The sequence below is a fragment of the Streptomyces sp. NBRC 110611 genome, assembly GCF_001590865.1.
Lineage (GTDB): Bacteria > Actinomycetota > Actinomycetes > Streptomycetales > Streptomycetaceae > Streptomyces.
The window spans coordinates 549,883-565,910 of the sequence record NZ_BBUY01000002.1; the positions used below are offsets into that span (position 1 = coordinate 549,883).

The following is a 16,028-nucleotide window of genomic DNA, read 5'->3' on the forward strand; positions in this document are numbered from 1 at the left end:
CCGGCGCCCGGCCGCCCGCCGGACCGTCCCGCCTTCCGGTCCAACTCCCTTGGGCCGGAAGGCGGCTGTACGCTGAGGTCCTCACCGTTACACGCTGTGCGACGGCGAGGCGCCGGCGCACCGGGCTCAACAGGTGTGCCGGCGGCGGAAGTCGGGAAGAGCCGCATCATCGGATGCGAGGGGTGGGGGGCGGTAGTGGCAGACGGCTTTGACTTCAGTCCCGGGGCGCAGGTGCCGCTCTCGGGGAGCGCCGGGCAGACGGCGGCGACCCAGGCACTGGCCTCGGCCGCCTATCGCGACAGCCCGCTCTCCGACATCTCCAAGGCGGACTCCGACTCCGGCAAGTCGGAGATCAAGAAGCCCAAACTGTCGCTGTTCGAGCCCAATCTCGGCGAGGCGTTCGCGCGCGCCGTACAGGTACGGATGCTCGGCGGCGGCCGTAAGGCGCTGATCCAGTCCTTCGGTACGGAACCGCAGACCGTCGTGGAGCACTGCCTGTCGGCCAGCCGCGTCCGCAAGCAGCGGGATGTCCGGCTGACGCTGCTGATGGTGCTGTTCGGGCTGCTGTTCCTGCCCGGTGTGCTGCTGTGGCTGGGCGCCTTCCAGCTGCGCAGGACGTTCGCCAAGGGCGGTGACGGCAAGGGCGTCTCGTTGCCCGGTGCGGTGCTGCTGACCGTGCTCGCCGGCGTCGCCCTGGTCTTCATGGTCAAGCTGCCGGTGAACGGCTTCTGGCCGCTGTACGCCCGGGCCATGGTCGTCGCGCCGGTGATCGGCTGGTGGTGGGCCAAGCAGATCTGTGAGCGGACCGCGGTGGCCATGCGGGGGGCCTGGAAGGGGCTGCTGGAGGGCGGCGGGGTGGCCGCGAAGATCCCCGAGGCGGTGCCGCAGGACCCGAACCAGACCGCCGCCGAAACCCTCCGGAAGAACCTCGCGAAGGTCTCCGCCGAGCAGAACAGCAACGTCGTCTTCTACGCCGGCCCCAAGGGCATACTCGGCATGGGCACCCGCTGGGGCAGCTGGCAGCTCGCCGAGGAGCTGACGCCCGCGCAGGAGGGCACCGAGATCAACCCGTTCCGCAGCTGGGACGTGATCCGGGCGATCCACGACCGGCTGCGGCTGCTGGAGCGCAGCCCGCTGCACACCGGCGGCTTCCCCACACCCTCGGTACGCCACTGGATCGTCTCGCCGGTCGGCGAGAAGGCCGCCGCCGTCAGCCGCCCGGAGGGCACCCATGTGGACGCGTACCAGATCCGCGGGCACGAGATGGAGCGGATCTGCAACGAGCAGCAGTTCGGCAGCGGCAACCGCCACTACCTCGGCGTGCAGTTCGTCCTGTGGGACGGCCAGCTGGTGATCACCCTGATGATCACGGTCACGGTGCTGCACGAGACGCTGCGCATCGAGGTGACCGGCCACGCCCTCGGCCCGGTCAACGGCCTGTTCACGACGAAGCCCGAGCCGAAGACCAAGGATGTCGCCAAAGTCGTCAAGTTCTGGGAGACCAGGACCCAGACCCTGCCGCTGATCGAACCGCGGGAGGTGGTCCGGCTCGCCGCCCGCGCGCCGCTGACGTGGTTCCCGCCGCTCCTGGACTTCCTCGGCGGCAAGCTGACCCTCCCCGAGCCGTTCGGCCTGCGGCACGTCTGGGCCGACAAGCCCTGGCGGCACCGCTTCATGGCCGACGACGCGCTGCGCACCGCGACCCCGGTGCTGCGCGCGGTCCACACCGCCGCGGTGAGCGTCCTCAAGGACAACGGCGTGAACACCGAGCGCTTCACCAACCGCTCGCTGTTCCTCAGCGGCATGATCCAGAGCGTGGAACCCCAGAAGGCCGACGAGTACAGCGCATAACCACGAGCCACAGGAACTGGGCACGCATTGCGTCACACGAACAAGGCACGCGTCACGGGAATACGGCCCCCATTGCCGCGCGGAATACGGCCCCCTCGCCGCGCATTGTGGCGATGAGGTCGGCGGCCTTGCGCAGGCGCCGGTTGTAGCCGGACTGTCCGGGCAGGTACGGGAACAGGTGCCGCAGGTGGGAGCGGGCGTAGCGGATCCAGCGGCGTTCGGAGACGTGGCCGAGCAAGGCTTGCATCACCGCGAGCGTGACCAGCTCGGCGTCGCTCAGCTTGGGCGCGATGCCGATCTCCGGCCGCCACGGAACCAGATGCGGCGATTTTTTCAGCAGGTCATCGGTTGCCACGTAGAGTGCAGTCGCGAGGGAGTCCAGATCAGGCGTCCGTACGGTGTCAAGCGGTCTCGACGCCGACGAACGACTCCCTCAAGTACTCATGCACGGCCGCCTCCGGGACCCGGAAGCTCCGACCCACGCGGATCGCGGGCAGATGGCCGCTGTGCACCAGGCGATAGGCCGTCATCTTCGACACCCGCATGACAGCGGCGACCTCCGCGACCGTCAGGAACACGACCTCGTTCAACGGTCGTTTCGACGCCTTTGCCCCGATCGCATTGGCCGTGTTGACCACCGCGTTGACGTTCTTGAGCGCAGTACTGGACGCCATGTCCTAGCTCCTGTTCATGTGGTGGACGTGTCGATGGCCGACGCGGACTAGTTGTTGAGGGCCTTCATCAGCGCCGTGAACTCGGTGCGCGACAGCTTCCTGTCGCCATCGTTGTCGGCCTCGGCCATCAGCTCGGCCGCGCTGTCCTCGGGGCACCCGCACAGGGCCGCGAATCGTTCCATCTCGTCGAGCGAGAGGAAGCCGCTCTCGTCCACGTCGAACGCGGCGAACGCGTCCGCGTACTCATCCGCATCCTGCGGCACCTCCTGGGTGCGAACGGCGTCGAACTCGACCTGGGAGATGAGTTGGTCCCCGTCGGTGTCGGCAGCCGCGACGAACGCGGCGGCGTCCTCGCCGGTGATCTGGAGGCAGGTTTCGCGGACGGCGCGCACGATGTCATCGGCGGGCAGAGGGCCGGCACCAAGGGGCTTGATCGGGTCGTATCGGCCGTATTGCTGCAAGTCGCAGGGCCACTACCGTCGTTACTTCCTTCGGGGGAAAGCAGAGCAAAGGCTGCCGGCGCAGGCCCTGCAGGCGCTAGCGGAAGATGCCCGTGTGGCCCAGGGAGTACCGGCCCGGCTGCGGGTAGACGGCCAGGCCGTGCGGGCCCTGGCCGACCGGGATCTTGGCCAGGGTTTTGCCGGTACGGGTGTCGAGTGCGTAGACCTCGGAGTGGTACCGGCCGGACAGCCACAGCACCTTGCCGTCGGCGGACAGTCCGCCCATGTCGGGACTGCCGCCGCCCGGGATGTGCCATCGGTCGACGAGCTTGCCGGTCCTGAAGTCGAGGAGCGAGATGGTGCCCTCGCCGCGGTTGGAGATGTACATAACCTTCGAGTCACGGCTGACGTAGAGGCCGTGGGCTCCCTTGCCGGTCGGCATCAGCTTCGGCCGGCCGAACCGGTCGCCGTTCAGGACCCAGACACCGTCGGCCATCATGTCGGCGATGTACCAGGTCCTGCCGTCCGGGGAGACCTTCACGTCCTGCGGCATCGCCCCGTCGAACGGCAGCCGCTGCTGCCCGACGACCTTCATCTGCGCGGTGTCGACCTTCAGCAGCTCGCCGGAGAACTCACAGGAGACGATGAAGTACCGGCCGTCCGCCGAGAAGTCCGCGTGGTTCACCCCGGCGCAGCTGACCGGGACGGTCTTGCGGACCTCCATGGTGTGGGGGTCCCGGAAGACCAGCTGCCGGTCCATCGAGGCCATCACCACCGCGTACTTCCCGTTGGGTGTGAAGTAGAGGTTGTACGGGTCGTGGACCTGGACCCGCTTGCCGGCCTTGCCGGTGGCGGGGTCGATCGGGGTGAGGTCATGGCCGCGGTTGTTGTTGACCCAGAGCGTCTTCATGTCCCAGGACGGCACGACATGCTGCGGCTGGACGCCCACGGGGATGGTCTCGGTGACCTTGTACGTCTTCGGGTCGATCACGCTGACCGTGTCGGAGCCGGTGTTGGGCACATAGATCCGCGCGGGGTAGCTCCTGACCTGGGGCACCAGCTTCCCGGGCCGGTCCGCCGCGTACACATCGCGCGCGTCGAGCAGCGGCGGCATTCCGGGCAGTCCCGGCTTGGCCGCCTTGACCGGCCCGCGCTCGACCGGCCGCGGGCTCTGCCCGGCGGGCTCGGTGCCGCCGCCACCGCAGCCCGCCGCGGCCAGCGCACAGGCCATGGCCAGCAGCGCGGCCGCCCGGCGGCCGAGGCTCCGGCCCGCGGCGCGTGGCAGGGGAACGGCGCGGCTCGGGGAGTGGGAACGGTTCCGGTCAGCCATCAGGTCACTAGCTCCGTTGTCGTCACCGCGCGCAGGCCGCGCCGGCGGAGGCCGTCGAGGATCGGGGGCAGCGCGGCCACCGTGCCGGCGTGCCCGAGATGGAGGCTCACGACCGAGCCGGGCCGGACCGCGTCCAGGACCGTGCGCTGGACGGCCGGGGCGCCGGGGTCGGTCGCGTCGAGGGAGTCCACGTCGTACGACAGGACGTGCGGATAGCCGGCCTCACCGGCCAGCCGGACCACCAGGTCCGTGGCCCGCCGGGTCCGCGACGGGCGGAACCAGCTGCCGATGGTCCCGGTGAGCCGGCGCAGCCGGTCCGCGCACCGCCTGATCTCGGCGTACGCCTCGGCGGCCGGCAGGGCGCAGACGGCGCGGTGGTGCATGGTGTGATTGCCCAGCTCATGGCCGCCGTCGAGGATCCGACGGGCCATCGCGGGCTGTGCGTCGAGCCATGCGCCGACGGCGAGCACGGTGACGTGGGCGCCGGCCCGCTCGGCCTCGCCCAGGAGCGCGGTCGCCAGTTTCGGGTCGCCCGCGCCGTGGAAGGTCAGGGCGACCGCGCGGCGGCCCCGGGGCCCGTGCTCGATCTGTACGGGAAGGCCGGGCACCCGGGTGGGCGGCCGGGCGGCGCGCGCCGGGGCGGGCGGGCGCCGCGCGGCACCGGAGGGGCTCGGTCCGCCGGTGGTGCGTACGGTGCCGGAGCCCTCGTCCCGGTGCGGGGCGCAGCCCGCCGCCAGCGCACCGGCCGCCGCGGCCGAGGTGGCCGCGCGCAGCACACAGCGGCGATCCAGCGAAGTCACCTCCCCATTAGAGAGGCAACCCACCCAAATAACGGCGATATATCCGATTCGTTCGGTTTCGTGTCGCCTACGCGGGCCAGGCCTCGGCGAGCATGGCCCGGGTGTCGGCGAGCAGCTGGGGCAGCACCTTGGTGTGGCCGATGACGGGAAGGAAATTGGTGTCCCCGCCCCAGCGGGGCACGATGTGCTGATGCAGATGCGCCGCGATCCCGGCGCCTGCCACGCTGCCCTGGTTGAGGCCGATGTTGAAGCCATGCGCCCCGGAGGCGCTGCGCAGCGCAGTCATCGCCTGCTTGGTGAACTCGGCGAGCTCCGAGGTCTCCCCCGGGTCCAGCTCGGTGTAGTCGGCGATGTGGCGGTAAGGGACGACCATCAGGTGTCCGCCGTTGTACGGGTACAGGTTGAGCACCGCGTAGACCTTCTCACCGCGCGCGATGATCAGGCCGTCCTCGTCGCTCTTGGCCTGGATCACGCAGAACGGACATCCGTCGGCCCCCGGACCGGTCGGCTTGTTCTCCCCCTGGATGTAGGCCATCCGGTGAGGCGTCCACAGGCGCTGAAAGGCGTCCTGCGTCCCGACTCCGATCTGCTGCTCCGGCTCACTCGTCATGATGGCCAGCATATTCCCCGGCCGGAGAACGGATGAGACGAGGGGCGACCCCGATCGGGGCCGCCCCTCGCACCCCCGCACGTGCGGGGACCGCATCACACCTGCACGCGGCGCTCCACCACATCAACGAGCTTGGCGATCGCCTCGTCACGGCCGATCCCGTTCTCCTGCGACCCGTCCCGGTACCGGAAGGACACCGCACCGTTCGCCATGTCCTCATCACCAGCGAGGATCATGAACGGGACCTTGGACTTCTGGGCGTTGCGGATCTTCTTCTGCATCCGGTCCGACGACGCGTCCACCTCGACCCGCAGCCCCTTGGCCTTCGCCTGCGCGGCGAACTCCTCCAGGTACGGGACGTGCGCGTCGCCGATCGGGATGCAGGTCGCCTGCACCGGCGCCAGCCACGCCGGGAACGCGCCCGCGTAGTGCTCCAGAAGCACACCGAAGAACCGCTCGATCGAGCCGAAGAGCGCGCGGTGCAGCATCACGGGCTGCTGCTTGGAGCCGTCCGCCGCGGTGTACTCCAGGCCGAACCGCTTGGGCTGGTTGAAGTCCACCTGGAGCGTCGACATCTGCCAGGACCGGCCGATCGCGTCGCGCGCCTGCACCGAGATCTTCGGGCCGTAGTACGCGGCGCCGCCCGGGTCCGGGACCAGCGGCAGGCCCTGCTTCTCGGCGGCCTGGCGCAGCGCCTCGGTGGCCTCCTCCCAGTCCTCGTCCGAGCCGATGAACTTGTCGGAGTCGTCGCGGGTGGACAGCTCCAGCTCGAACTCGTGCAGGCCGTAGTCGCGCAGCAGGTCGAGCACGAAGGTCAGGAGCGTGTCGAGCTCCTGCGGCATCTGCTCCTTGGTGCAGTAGATGTGCGAGTCGTCCTGGGTGAAACCGCGCGAACGGGTCAGGCCGTGCACGACACCGGACTTCTCGTACCGGTAGACCGTGCCGAACTCGAACAGCCTCAGGGGCAGTTCGCGGTACGAGCGGCCGCGCGACTTGAAGACCAGGTTGTGCATCGGGCAGTTCATCGCCTTGAGGCGGTAGTTCTGCCCGTCGAACTCCAGGGGCGGGAACATGCCCTCGGCGTAGTGGGGCAGGTGCCCCGACGTCTCGAAGAGCTGCTCCTTGGTGATGTGCGGGGTGTTCACGAACTCGTAGTCCGCGTCCTCGTGCCGCTTGCGGGAGTAGTCCTCCATGACCTTGCGGACGACGCCGCCCTTGGGGTGGAAGACCGCGAGGCCGGGGCCCAGCTCCTCGGGGAAGGAGAAGAGGTCCAGCTCGGCGCCGAGCTTGCGGTGGTCGCGCTTCTCGGCCTCGGCGAGGAACTCCAGATACGCCTTGAGCTCGTCCTTGGTCGGCCAGGCGGTGCCGTAGATCCGCTGGAGCTGCGGGTTCTTCTCGCTGCCGCGCCAGTACGCGGCGGCCGAGCGCATCAGCTTGAACGCGGGGATGACGCGGGTGCTGGGCAGGTGCGGACCGCGGCAGAGGTCCTTCCAGCACAGGTCGCCGGTCTTGGCGTCGACGTTGTCGTACATGGTCAGCTGGCCGGCGCCGACCTCGGCGGAGGCACCCTCGGCGGCGTCCGCGGCGGAGCCCTTGAGCCCGATCAGCTCGAGCTTGTACGGCTCGTCGGCCAGCTCCTCGCGCGCGGCGTCGTCGCTGACCGCCCGGCGCACGAACTTCTGCCCGCGCTTCTGGATCTCCTGCATCTTCTTCTCGATGCGCTTGAGATCATCCGGGTGGAAGGGGGTCTCGACGTCGAAGTCGTAGTAGAAGCCGTCCTTGATGGGCGGGCCGATGCCCAGCTTCGCCTCCGGGAACAGCTCCTGCACGGCCTGCGCCATCACATGCGCGGTGGAGTGCCGCAGAATGTTCAGGCCGTCCTCGGAGGTGATCTCCACGGGCTCGACGGTGTCGCCGTCGGCGACCTCGTACGCCAGGTCCTTGAGCTCCCCGGCCACCCGCGCGGCGACGACGGCGCGGTCGCCCTGGAAGAGGTCGGCGGCCGTAGTGCCCGTGGTCACCACGCGTTCTTCCCGCTCGGAATCGCGTGGGATGGTCACACGGACGTCTGACACCGGACTCTCCTGACTCATGTCTCTCTCACGTCAGCGATTGCTGCGCAGCCGAATCGTACCGAGCCACGGCGCCCGACCGCGAAACGGTTTGCCCCGCCCCCGTCGTTCCGCCCCTGTGCCGCCTCCGCGGGTTCCTCCTCCGGAGCGCTGCCGGTCCTACTCCTCGTCCAGTGGCTCCCCGCAGGCCTCCTCGAAGAAGCCGGGGTTCTCCTGCAGCGACTTCAGCAGCCGGTCCCGCTCCGCCTCGTCGACGTGTACGGGGGTGACGTCGTGGCCGCCGGTGATCCGCCGGAAGCCGCCCCGGCTCTCCAGCCGTCCGCTGACCCGTATCGGCAGGCCGGCCAGGTGGGCGTGCCCGGCGATCCGGTAGTCCTCCTCCCCCAGCGCGACCCGTACCCGCACCACGTCGGCCCCGGCGAGCACCCGCAGCCGCACCGTGCCGCGCCCGTCCGGCCGCTCCCGGCGCAGCCGGACGACCGCGCCGGTCACCTGCACCGGCAGCGAGGGTTCGGCGCGGACGTAGCGCTGGGCCGCCCGCTGCAGTGCGGGCAGGTCGCCGGGCGAGAACTCCACCGGTTCGGGCCGGGCCGGGCAGCCGGCCGGGGTCCCCGCCGCCGGTGACCACCCGATCGCGATCCGTACCCCCTCCGCCTCCCGTACGAGCGCGATCAGCGCCTGGGTCAGCTCGTGGCAGACGCCCAGTCCCACGGCCGCGTCGAAGGCTTCCATGCCGCCGGTGGCCCGCTGGTAGTCGGTGGCGTCGCGGGCGGCGTGCAGTGCCTGCTGGAGCCCGGCGACCGCCGTGCGGCCGCCGCGTACCGGAACGAACGCGGTCAGCCGGCGGCCGGCCGCCGCCGGGCCGACCAGCACCTCGTTCAGGAAGTCCTCGGCCCGCCGTTTGTGCCGGGCGCCGTAGTAGCCGGCCCGGCCGTACGTGCCCAGGGCGCCGGCGACCAGCATCGCGCGGGCGGCGCCGCGCAGCTGTTCCTGCGCCACCCAGCGGGCCGCGCCGGAGCCGCCGTCGGGGACCTCGCGCTCCCAGCGGACCTCGTCGCTGGGCACCGCAAGCCCCGTCAGCACCTCGCGGGCGGAGGGCGCGGCGCTCCGGTCGAGCGCCGCCAGCGCCTCGGCGAGCAGCTCGGTGCTGTCGGGGAAGCGGCGGTCGCAGGGCACCAGCAGGCTGGTGCCGTACGTCCCGCCGGGCGGCGTCCACCGGGCGTAGGGGCCGGTGGCCGCGCCCCGGCGCCGCCAGCCGTGCCGGGCCAGCAGCGCGCCGAGCACCGCCGGGTCGAGCTGCGCGGGGTCCGGGGGCCGCGCGTCTGGTTCGTCGGTCGGCCGGTACATCAGGGTCTCCCTCCCGCCCCGACCCGCGTCATGATCTCGCAGAGCGCTCGGTCGTCGAAGATCCGCGAGGTCGGGATCCGCACAGTGGTCCTGCGCCGGCCGGTCACCGGATGGCCGGCCAGATTCGTCCAGTAGCAGCAGTGCCGCAGTTCGAGGCGGTCGTGGGAGGCCCGCAGCCAGTCCTCCTGGGTCCGCGGGACCAGCATCACGACCAGGATCTTGTGCACGGCGACCGGTGTACGGGCCAGCTTCACCAGGTGGTCGTTGTCGAGGGTGAAGGCGAAGGTGGGGCCCGGCGGGCGCGGGGCGGTCTGGTAGGTGCACTTGAGCTGCACCTTGATGGTGACCTCGTCGTCGGCGGTGTGACCGGGCGCGCCATGGCTGACGTGCCAGTCGATCCCGTTGTCCGGGAAGGGCTGCGCCAGTGAGCATCCGGAGGCGGCGGCGACCGCGTGCAGGTACGCCACCTGGAGGGTCTCCATGCAGGCCGTGGTGGCGAGTCCACCGCGCTGCGGGGTGATCGGCGGGGGCCGGGGGTCCCGCCCGCTCGCGGGGGACAGCCCGCCCCGTCCGGGCTGCGCGAGCGTCATCGCGGAGCTGCCTTCCGGGCTGTGCCAGTTGCCGTGCGTGCAGGGACAGGGGGTGACGGGAGGCGGCGGATCGCGCCCGTCCCTGTGGTTGTCTCCGCGTCAAGTGGTCCGCAAACAAGGGCGGTTCGGCCACCGGGCGGCCCGGGTATCACCAGGTCGGATAGTTCGCCGCGCCATCCCCCTTACGGCCGGGAGGAGTTGGGATGATGCCGTGCTGGTACGACGGTCCACTTGCCGCCTTCGACACCGAGACGACGGGCATCGACGTCGAGCGGGACCGCATCGTCTCCGCGGCCCTGGTCGTCCAGGAGACCCCGCGCTCGACGCCCCGCGTCACCCGCTGGCTGATCAACCCGGGCGTGGAGATCCCCCCGGCCGCGACCGCGGTGCACGGGCTGACGGCGGACCACCTCGCGCTGCACGGCCGCTGGCCGGCGCCGGTGCTGGAGGAGGTCGGGCGGGCTCTGGCCGCCCAGTCGGCGGCCGGGCGGCCGCTGGTGGTGATGAACGCCCCGTTCGATCTGACCTTGCTGGAGCGCGAGTTGAAGCGGCACCGCGCCAGCTCGCTCGCCGCCTACCTGGGCGCGCATCCGCTGTGCGTACTGGACCCCCGGGTGCTGGACAAGCATCTGGACCGCTACCGCAAGGGCCGCCGCACGCTCACCGATCTGTGCGCGCAGTACGAGGTCCAGCTGGCCGACGCGCACGAGGCGGCTGCCGACGCGCTCGCCGCGCTGCACGTCGTACGGGCCCTGGGGCAGCGCTTCGCCGACCGGCTGCGGGGGCTGCGCCCGGCGCAGCTGCACACCCGCCAGGCGGTGTGGCACGCCGCCCAGGCCCGCGGGCTGGAGGCGTGGTTCGCCCGTTCCGGCAGTTCCGAGCCGGTCGATCCGCACTGGCCGATACGTCCGGAACTCCCGGCCGCCGCCTGATGTTCCCTCAGGAATTCCGGACCGCCGGGAAACCACCGGCAAAGCCGCGGCGCGAGAGGAATTCCCGGCAAATCCCCGTACGGCAACCCGGCAACGCACCGGTTATCCGCACGACGGCCGGGGGCGCGGCCGGTAACGAACGGCGACGAATCCGGCAACGAATAAGGGCCGGACCGCCTTTCAGCGGCCCGGCCCTTGATCCCGGTGGGCGATACTGGGTTCGAACCAGTGACCTCTTCGGTGTGAACGAAGCGCTCTCCCACTGAGCTAATCGCCCGGGTTGTCGGCGAGGTTTCCCTCGCGAACGACCTGAACAATACAGGTCGCGCGGGCCATCCATCAAATTCGCTCAGTCGCGAACCAGCCAGGCGACGAGCCCGCGCCGGCCGGACCGCATCATCAGCGCGTGATTGGCCACGAACAGCGGGCGGCCCACCAGCGCGAACCGCCGCAGCAGCGGCTTGCACACCTCGACCTCCTGATCGAACACGGCGCGGCTGCCGCCGGGCGCGGGCCCGACCGTCCAGCGCGCCCAGCCCGCCAGGTCCCCGCGCATCGCGATCTCCAGGACCCCCGCGCCCGGGTCCCGTACCCGCTCGGCCGCCACGACCTCCAGGTCGTACGGCAGCAGCGAGCGGAAGCGGGCCGTGCCGCTGCGGTCGTCGAACGGGGTCACCTCGCGGACCTGTGGCCACCATCGGGGGTAGGCCTCGGCGTCCGCCAGGGCGGCGTAGACGGCGGCCGGCGGGGCGGGCAGCAGCCAGACGCTGCGGAAGCGGTAGTGGTGCGGTCGGCGCGGCCAGTCGGGCATGTTCCGAGTGTGCGCCCACGGCCGCGGAAATGCCCAACAACCGCGACGGCCCGGAGACTTGGAGTCTCCGGGCCGTCGTCCGGGTGGGCGATACTGGGATCGAACCAGTGACCTCTTCGGTGTGAACGAAGCGCTCTCCCGCTGAGCTAATCGCCCGGGCGCACCGCCAACATTACCGCACGTCGGCGGGCACGTTGACCACCTGCGGTCACTCGGTGACGTTCCAGGGCATCGCGAAGCCGAACTTCCACACATAGACCGCCAGGGCCACCGCGATGACGACCACGCCGATGGTGGTGAGAATGATGTTGCGGCGCCGCACCCGGGGGTCGAGTGCCTTCTGGGCCGCTTCGGTGACCTTGCGTTTGGTCCAGCGCAGCACCAGCTGGGCCCAGACGAATTCGGTCGCCCAGATCGCCATACCGGCGAAGATCACCAACCAGCCGGGGCCGGGCAGCGGCAGCATGATCACGCCCGTGACCACCACCGCGAGGCCGACCACGAAGACGCCGACCTGCCAGCTCATGTGCAGGGGCCGGGAACGCTTGATGAAGCGCGGCGCCCGGGAACCGAGGGGCTGCTCAGGAGGCGGCACGGCGTCCTCCTCGACGACTCCCGGCCCCCCGTTACTCTGCGTATTCATACCGTCAAACTTACCGGACGGGATGGGTCCACGGAATTACCGGTGAGGACGATCTCGCAATCCGCCGTAAGAGGTACCTGAAGCCACCCAAAACCGTCAGAGGGGTTTACAACGGCACCGTAGGTGGCATGTCGATTTCGCCGACGTGCGAATCCCCGAGCGCACACTGAGCGAAAGGCCCTGGCGCTTATGAACACCACGGTCAGCTGCGAGCTGCACCTGCGCCTCGTTGTGTCGAGCGAGTCCTCACTGCCTGTACCCGCGGGCCTGCGGTATGACACGGCCGATCCCTATGCCGTGCACGCCACCTTCCACACCGGAGCCGAGGAGACCGTCGAGTGGGTTTTCGCCCGCGATCTCCTCGCCGAGGGGCTGCACCGTCCCACCGGCACCGGAGACGTCCGGGTATGGCCGTCCCGGAGCCACGGACAGGGCGTGGTCTGCATCGCCCTGAGCTCCCCGGAAGGAGAAGCCCTGCTCGAGGCCCCCGCGCGGGCCCTCGAGTCGTTCCTCAAGAGGACCGACGCCGCCGTACCGCCCGGTACGGAGCACCGGCATTTCGATCTCGACACCGAGCTTTCCCACATTCTCGCGGAGAGCTGAGACGCAGACCGGTTACCGAAAGCACCCACCCGCTCACTTGCGACCGTCCGACTCGGGGAGACGGCGCAGGACCGACAAGTCCATACGGCACACTTCGGCGTCGTCGTCGCGGTATCTCCCGCGACAGACGGCGCCGGAGCTCGTGGGACGCGCTAGAGTCGGCGACCATTCGGCAACGACACCGGGGCGGCGCCCGTCCGACCCCACCCGGCCAGGGAGCGGAACCGTGATGATCACCCATGACACCCGGTACGCGCTGGACGTGGTCGTCGACCTGCTGAACACGGCTCCGGGCGGCGGATCGCCCGACGCCCCGGACCGCCTGGCCGATGTCGCGGCACTGGAGGATTTCGTACGGCGGCACAGCTTCAGCGATCTCGGCGTGCTCGGCCCCGGTGATCTGGCGGCGGTGCGGTCCGTGCGCGAGCGGTTCGCCGAGGTCTTCTCGGCCGGGGACGACCGCACCGCGGCCGAGCGGCTCAACGCGCTGGTCGCCTCCGCGGGCACCACACCACGGCTGACCGATCACGACGACTACGACTGGCACGTCCACTACTTCGCGCCCGGCGCCTCGGCCGCCGACCATCTGGCCGCGGACGGCGGGATGGCGCTGGCCTTCCTCGTCGTGGCCGGGGAGCGCGAGCGGCTGCGCCGCTGCGAGGCGCCCGACTGCCGGCACGCCTTCGTCGACCTCTCCCGCAACCGCTCCCGGCGCTACTGCGACAGCCGCACCTGCGGGAACCGGCTGCATGTCGCCGCCTACCGGGCCCGGCGGCGGGAGGCCACCGGCTAGGGCCCGTGCCGGAAGGACGCGGAGCGGCGGCGCCGCATACCGGGCTCACAGGATGAAGAGGTCGTGTACTGCCCCGAGGAGCAGCAGCAGGCCGATCACGGCGAGGAAGAGCATCAGCGGCGGCTGGGACAGCGCGAACAGGCAACCGCGTGGTTCGGGGGACGGGGCGTCGTCCTGGGTGAGGGCGCACTCATCGTTCATCTCGCGCGCATCATGACGCAGATGATCGTCCGAGTACGCCCAAATAGCCCCTCAGCAGCGGGAGTTCATCAGATCCCGTGCTTTTTCAGGATCGCTTCGATGTCCGAGAAGTCATCCTTCGGTGCGCTCTCCGCGGCCTGCGGGGCCTTCCCCCCGGCGGCCGGCCGGCCCGCGCCGAGCGACGGTGCCGAGGCGGCCGGCGCCACCGCGCCGGACGCGGCGGTGGCCCGTGCGGCCTTGCGCTCCCTACGGCCGCCGATCCCCCGGCGGCGCTCCACACCCCGGCTGACCATGAACAGCACGGCGGAGAGCGCCAGCAGCCCGAAGCCGGCCCAGACCGTCGGCTTGAAGACGACACTGGTCACCCAGTCGATGACGCCCGTCATCACCAGGCCGACCGGAATCAGCGAGTAGGCGGCGATACGGGTCGCGGCCAGAAACTTCTTGCGGTACGCCGTCAGCGCGGCGATGCCCAGGCCCGCTGCCGACAGTGCGGCACAGACAGTCGAGGTCAGCATCCGGTCCTCCTGCCGGTCGAGGGGCGAGCAGGCGGCGCGCTGCTCTCTTCCATCCTGCCCTGTCCAGCCCCGTGCAGGCCATGTTCCGGTACGGGATCAGGGACATCTCCGGGTCGCCTCAGGGTCGGGATCCTCCCCGGGTCCCGGTCCGGGCGCCGGTTCGGGCGCCGGGCCGGGTGCCGGGCAGGGCCCCGGGCCGGGGCACCTCCCGGCGCCGGCCGACGGGGTACTGGGAGACTGGCCCCATGAACGACGCCACCACGCCCGCCGCCGCCCGTCCCGTCCGTCCTGTTCTGGACGTGTGGTGCGACCTGCAGTGCCCGGACTGCCACACCGCCCAGGAGGACCTGCGGGCGCTGCGGGAACGCTACGGCGACCGGCTGGAGATCCGGCTGCGCCACTTCCCGCTGCCGAAGAACAAGCACGCCTACGCGGCCGCACAGGCCGCCGAGGAGGCCGCCGAACAGGGCCGGGGCCGGCCGTACGCCGAGGCGGTGCTGGCGCGCACCGAGGAGCTCGGCCGGCGCGGCGAGCAGCTGCTGCTGGACATCGCCGGGGAGCTGGGCCTCGATGCCGAGGAGCTGGACACCGCGCTGATCGACGGGCGGCATCTGCTGGTCGTCGACGCGGACCAGGCCGAGGGCAAGGCGATCGGGGTGACCGGCACGCCGACGTATGTGATCGGCGGTGAGCGGCTCGACGGCGGCAGGAGCCAGGAGGGACTGCGCGCCCGCATCGAGGAGATCGCCGACCGGCTGCTGGCCGAGCAGGGCTGAGCCCGCCCCGGACCCGCCACACCCCGCCCCGGTGACGACACGGCCGGACCCGGGGACGTCACGGCCGGACCCGGGGACGTCACGGCCGGACCCGGGAGGGGGCGTCACGGCCGGTTCAGAGGATCGGCTTCCACAGCCGGTACGCGGCGGTCCGGTAGCCCAGTGAGTCGTACAGGCGGCGCGCCGGCGTGTTGTCCGCGTGGACGCTCAGCCCGAGGGCGGCACGGCCCGCGGCGAGGCTGATCCGCTCGGCGACCAGCATCAGGGTGCGGCCGTGGCCGCGCCCGCGGTGGTCCGGCGCCACCCACACATCGACGACATAGCCGCCCGGCTGCCCGGGCCGGCGCAGGGCCACCCACAGGTGGCCGACGTCCGTACCGTCGTGCACCAGGAAGCGCAGCGCCTGGCCGGGCGTCGCGGCGCCGTCCGGCAGCAGCTCACGGTGCTCGGCCCGGGCGGTCTTCTCCGCGTGGTCCCCGGACATCCCCTGCGCCGTCTGCGCCCGGACGTACTCGGCGACCGCCGCGTCCCGCCAGGCCGGGTACTCCGCGGCGCTCAACGGGCGGTCCGCGCTGCCTTCGGGCAGGCGGGGCGCCTCGGTCAGGGGCTTGCTCAGCAGCCTGCCGCGCTCGGTGTAGCCCAGCGCGGCCGCGAGCCGTACGGCGGCCGCGGCCTCGGCCGGGACGGTCAGCTCGATCCGCCGGCAGCCCCAGCCGCGCAGCACCTCCTCGGCGGCGAGCGCGGCGACCGTGGCACGGCCGCGCCGCCGGTCCGCGGGGTCGATGCGCAGATCGGCGATCCGGCCGGCGGCCGGGCCGGACCGGCTGTCGGTCGCCAGCCGGACCCCGCCGACGCGGCGGCTGTTGTCACAGACGTCGTACCGGCGGGCCCGGGTGCCGTCGTCGTGGCGTTCTTCCGGTCCGGCGGGGCGCAGCGTAGTGGTCACTAGGACTCTCTACCCGCCCGCGCGACACCGTCATCACCTCGGATGCCCTGCCCCGGATCGACCGCGCACCACCCACGGCGGATCGACCGCG

The 16,028-nt window shown here is 71.3% G+C and carries 18 protein-coding genes, 2 tRNA genes and 1 pseudogene; 5 read left to right on the forward strand and 16 right to left on the reverse strand.

From position 1 onward, the window contains the following. Nucleotides 1-195: 195 nt before the first annotated feature. The gene (locus AZE13_RS06900; protein WP_066928015.1) at nucleotides 196-1,851 is read left to right on the forward strand and encodes a hypothetical protein; all 1,656 of its coding nucleotides are present in this window, start codon (nucleotides 196-198) and stop codon (nucleotides 1,849-1,851) included. 109 nt (nucleotides 1,852-1,960) lie between these two features. Here the strand turns inward: AZE13_RS06900 and AZE13_RS06905 are convergent. The 9 genes and pseudogenes from AZE13_RS06905 to AZE13_RS06945 form a co-directional block, all read right to left on the reverse strand. Then, nucleotides 1,961-2,233 (reverse strand): annotated as a pseudogene (locus AZE13_RS06905) (IS982 family transposase); the annotation flags it as partial. 19 nt (nucleotides 2,234-2,252) lie between these two features. Beyond that, nucleotides 2,253-2,468, reverse strand: a complete 216-nt coding sequence (locus tag AZE13_RS06910) for a helix-turn-helix domain-containing protein (RefSeq protein ID WP_107288277.1) — start codon at nucleotides 2,466-2,468, stop codon at nucleotides 2,253-2,255. A 104-nt stretch (nucleotides 2,469-2,572) separates the two neighbouring features. After that, complete coding sequence (locus AZE13_RS06915; RefSeq protein WP_181690270.1) at nucleotides 2,573-2,917, reverse strand: EF-hand domain-containing protein; 345 nt, start codon at nucleotides 2,915-2,917, stop codon at nucleotides 2,573-2,575. Nucleotides 2,918-3,062: 145 nt separating this feature from the next. Continuing rightward, on the reverse strand, nucleotides 3,063-4,295 hold the full coding sequence (locus AZE13_RS06920) for a YncE family protein (protein ID WP_079123762.1): 1,233 nt from the start codon (nucleotides 4,293-4,295) through the stop codon (nucleotides 3,063-3,065). After that, a complete protein-coding gene (locus AZE13_RS06925; protein ID WP_066928023.1) occupies nucleotides 4,295-5,095 on the reverse strand; it encodes a polysaccharide deacetylase family protein in 801 nt (266 codons plus the stop codon). Before AZE13_RS06925 ends, AZE13_RS06920 begins: the two co-directional genes overlap by 1 nt. 67 nt (nucleotides 5,096-5,162) lie before the next feature. After that, nucleotides 5,163-5,717, reverse strand: coding sequence for an HIT family protein (locus AZE13_RS06930; RefSeq protein WP_066928025.1), 555 nt, complete (start codon nucleotides 5,715-5,717; stop codon nucleotides 5,163-5,165). Between the two features lie 83 nt (nucleotides 5,718-5,800). Further along, on the reverse strand, nucleotides 5,801-7,780 hold the full coding sequence (thrS, locus tag AZE13_RS06935) for a threonine--tRNA ligase (protein ID WP_066928027.1): 1,980 nt from the start codon (nucleotides 7,778-7,780) through the stop codon (nucleotides 5,801-5,803). Between the two features lie 156 nt (nucleotides 7,781-7,936). After that, a complete protein-coding gene (locus tag AZE13_RS06940) occupies nucleotides 7,937-9,124 on the reverse strand; it encodes a hypothetical protein (RefSeq protein WP_066928029.1) in 1,188 nt (395 codons plus the stop codon). Continuing rightward, nucleotides 9,124-9,714, reverse strand: a complete 591-nt coding sequence (locus AZE13_RS06945; protein WP_066928031.1) for a DUF4365 domain-containing protein — start codon at nucleotides 9,712-9,714, stop codon at nucleotides 9,124-9,126. The genes AZE13_RS06940 and AZE13_RS06945 overlap by 1 nt, the downstream gene beginning before the upstream one ends. A 206-nt stretch (nucleotides 9,715-9,920) precedes the next feature. Here AZE13_RS06945 and AZE13_RS06950 point away from each other — a divergent pair, with 206 nt between their 5' ends. Beyond that, nucleotides 9,921-10,646, forward strand: coding sequence for an exonuclease domain-containing protein (locus AZE13_RS06950; RefSeq protein ID WP_066928533.1), 726 nt, complete (start codon nucleotides 9,921-9,923; stop codon nucleotides 10,644-10,646). Between the two features lie 205 nt (nucleotides 10,647-10,851). Here AZE13_RS06950 and AZE13_RS06955 read toward each other — a convergent pair. The 4 genes from AZE13_RS06955 to AZE13_RS06970 all read right to left on the reverse strand — a co-directional run bounded on the left by AZE13_RS06955 (nucleotide 10,852) and on the right by AZE13_RS06970 (nucleotide 12,100). Further along, a tRNA-Val gene (locus tag AZE13_RS06955) sits at nucleotides 10,852-10,923 on the reverse strand. A gap of 72 nt (nucleotides 10,924-10,995) precedes the next feature. Continuing rightward, a complete protein-coding gene (locus tag AZE13_RS06960; protein WP_066928033.1) occupies nucleotides 10,996-11,457 on the reverse strand; it encodes an SRPBCC family protein in 462 nt (153 codons plus the stop codon). 84 nt (nucleotides 11,458-11,541) lie between these two features. Further along, a tRNA-Val gene (locus tag AZE13_RS06965) sits at nucleotides 11,542-11,613 on the reverse strand. A 52-nt stretch (nucleotides 11,614-11,665) separates the two neighbouring features. After that, nucleotides 11,666-12,100 (reverse strand): TIGR02611 family protein, encoded by a 435-nt coding sequence (locus AZE13_RS06970; RefSeq protein WP_066928035.1) that lies wholly within the window; start codon nucleotides 12,098-12,100, stop codon nucleotides 11,666-11,668. A gap of 189 nt (nucleotides 12,101-12,289) precedes the next feature. Between AZE13_RS06970 and AZE13_RS06975 the strand changes: the two genes are divergently transcribed. Beyond that, entirely contained in the window at nucleotides 12,290-12,703 is a 414-nt protein-coding gene (locus tag AZE13_RS06975; protein ID WP_003959770.1) for an SsgA family sporulation/cell division regulator, read from the forward strand. Between the two features lie 226 nt (nucleotides 12,704-12,929). Next, a complete protein-coding gene (locus AZE13_RS06980) occupies nucleotides 12,930-13,496 on the forward strand; it encodes a CGNR zinc finger domain-containing protein (RefSeq protein ID WP_066928037.1) in 567 nt (188 codons plus the stop codon). 45 nt (nucleotides 13,497-13,541) lie between these two features. Here the strand turns inward: AZE13_RS06980 and AZE13_RS36725 are convergent, their stop codons facing one another. After that, nucleotides 13,542-13,697, reverse strand: a complete 156-nt coding sequence (locus tag AZE13_RS36725; protein ID WP_181690271.1) for a hypothetical protein — start codon at nucleotides 13,695-13,697, stop codon at nucleotides 13,542-13,544. A gap of 68 nt (nucleotides 13,698-13,765) precedes the next feature. Then, nucleotides 13,766-14,215 (reverse strand): hypothetical protein, encoded by a 450-nt coding sequence (locus AZE13_RS06985; RefSeq protein ID WP_066928038.1) that lies wholly within the window; start codon nucleotides 14,213-14,215, stop codon nucleotides 13,766-13,768. Between the two features lie 245 nt (nucleotides 14,216-14,460). Here AZE13_RS06985 and AZE13_RS06990 point away from each other — a divergent pair, with 245 nt between their 5' ends. Then, on the forward strand, nucleotides 14,461-14,991 hold the full coding sequence (locus tag AZE13_RS06990) for a DsbA family protein (RefSeq protein WP_066928039.1): 531 nt from the start codon (nucleotides 14,461-14,463) through the stop codon (nucleotides 14,989-14,991). Between the two features lie 115 nt (nucleotides 14,992-15,106). Here the strand turns inward: AZE13_RS06990 and AZE13_RS06995 are convergent, their stop codons facing one another. Continuing rightward, nucleotides 15,107-15,937 carry a GNAT family N-acetyltransferase gene (locus AZE13_RS06995; RefSeq protein ID WP_066928041.1) on the reverse strand — a complete coding sequence of 277 codons (831 nt, stop codon included), beginning with the start codon at nucleotides 15,935-15,937 and terminating at the stop codon, nucleotides 15,107-15,109. Between the last annotated feature and the right edge of the window lie 91 nt (nucleotides 15,938-16,028).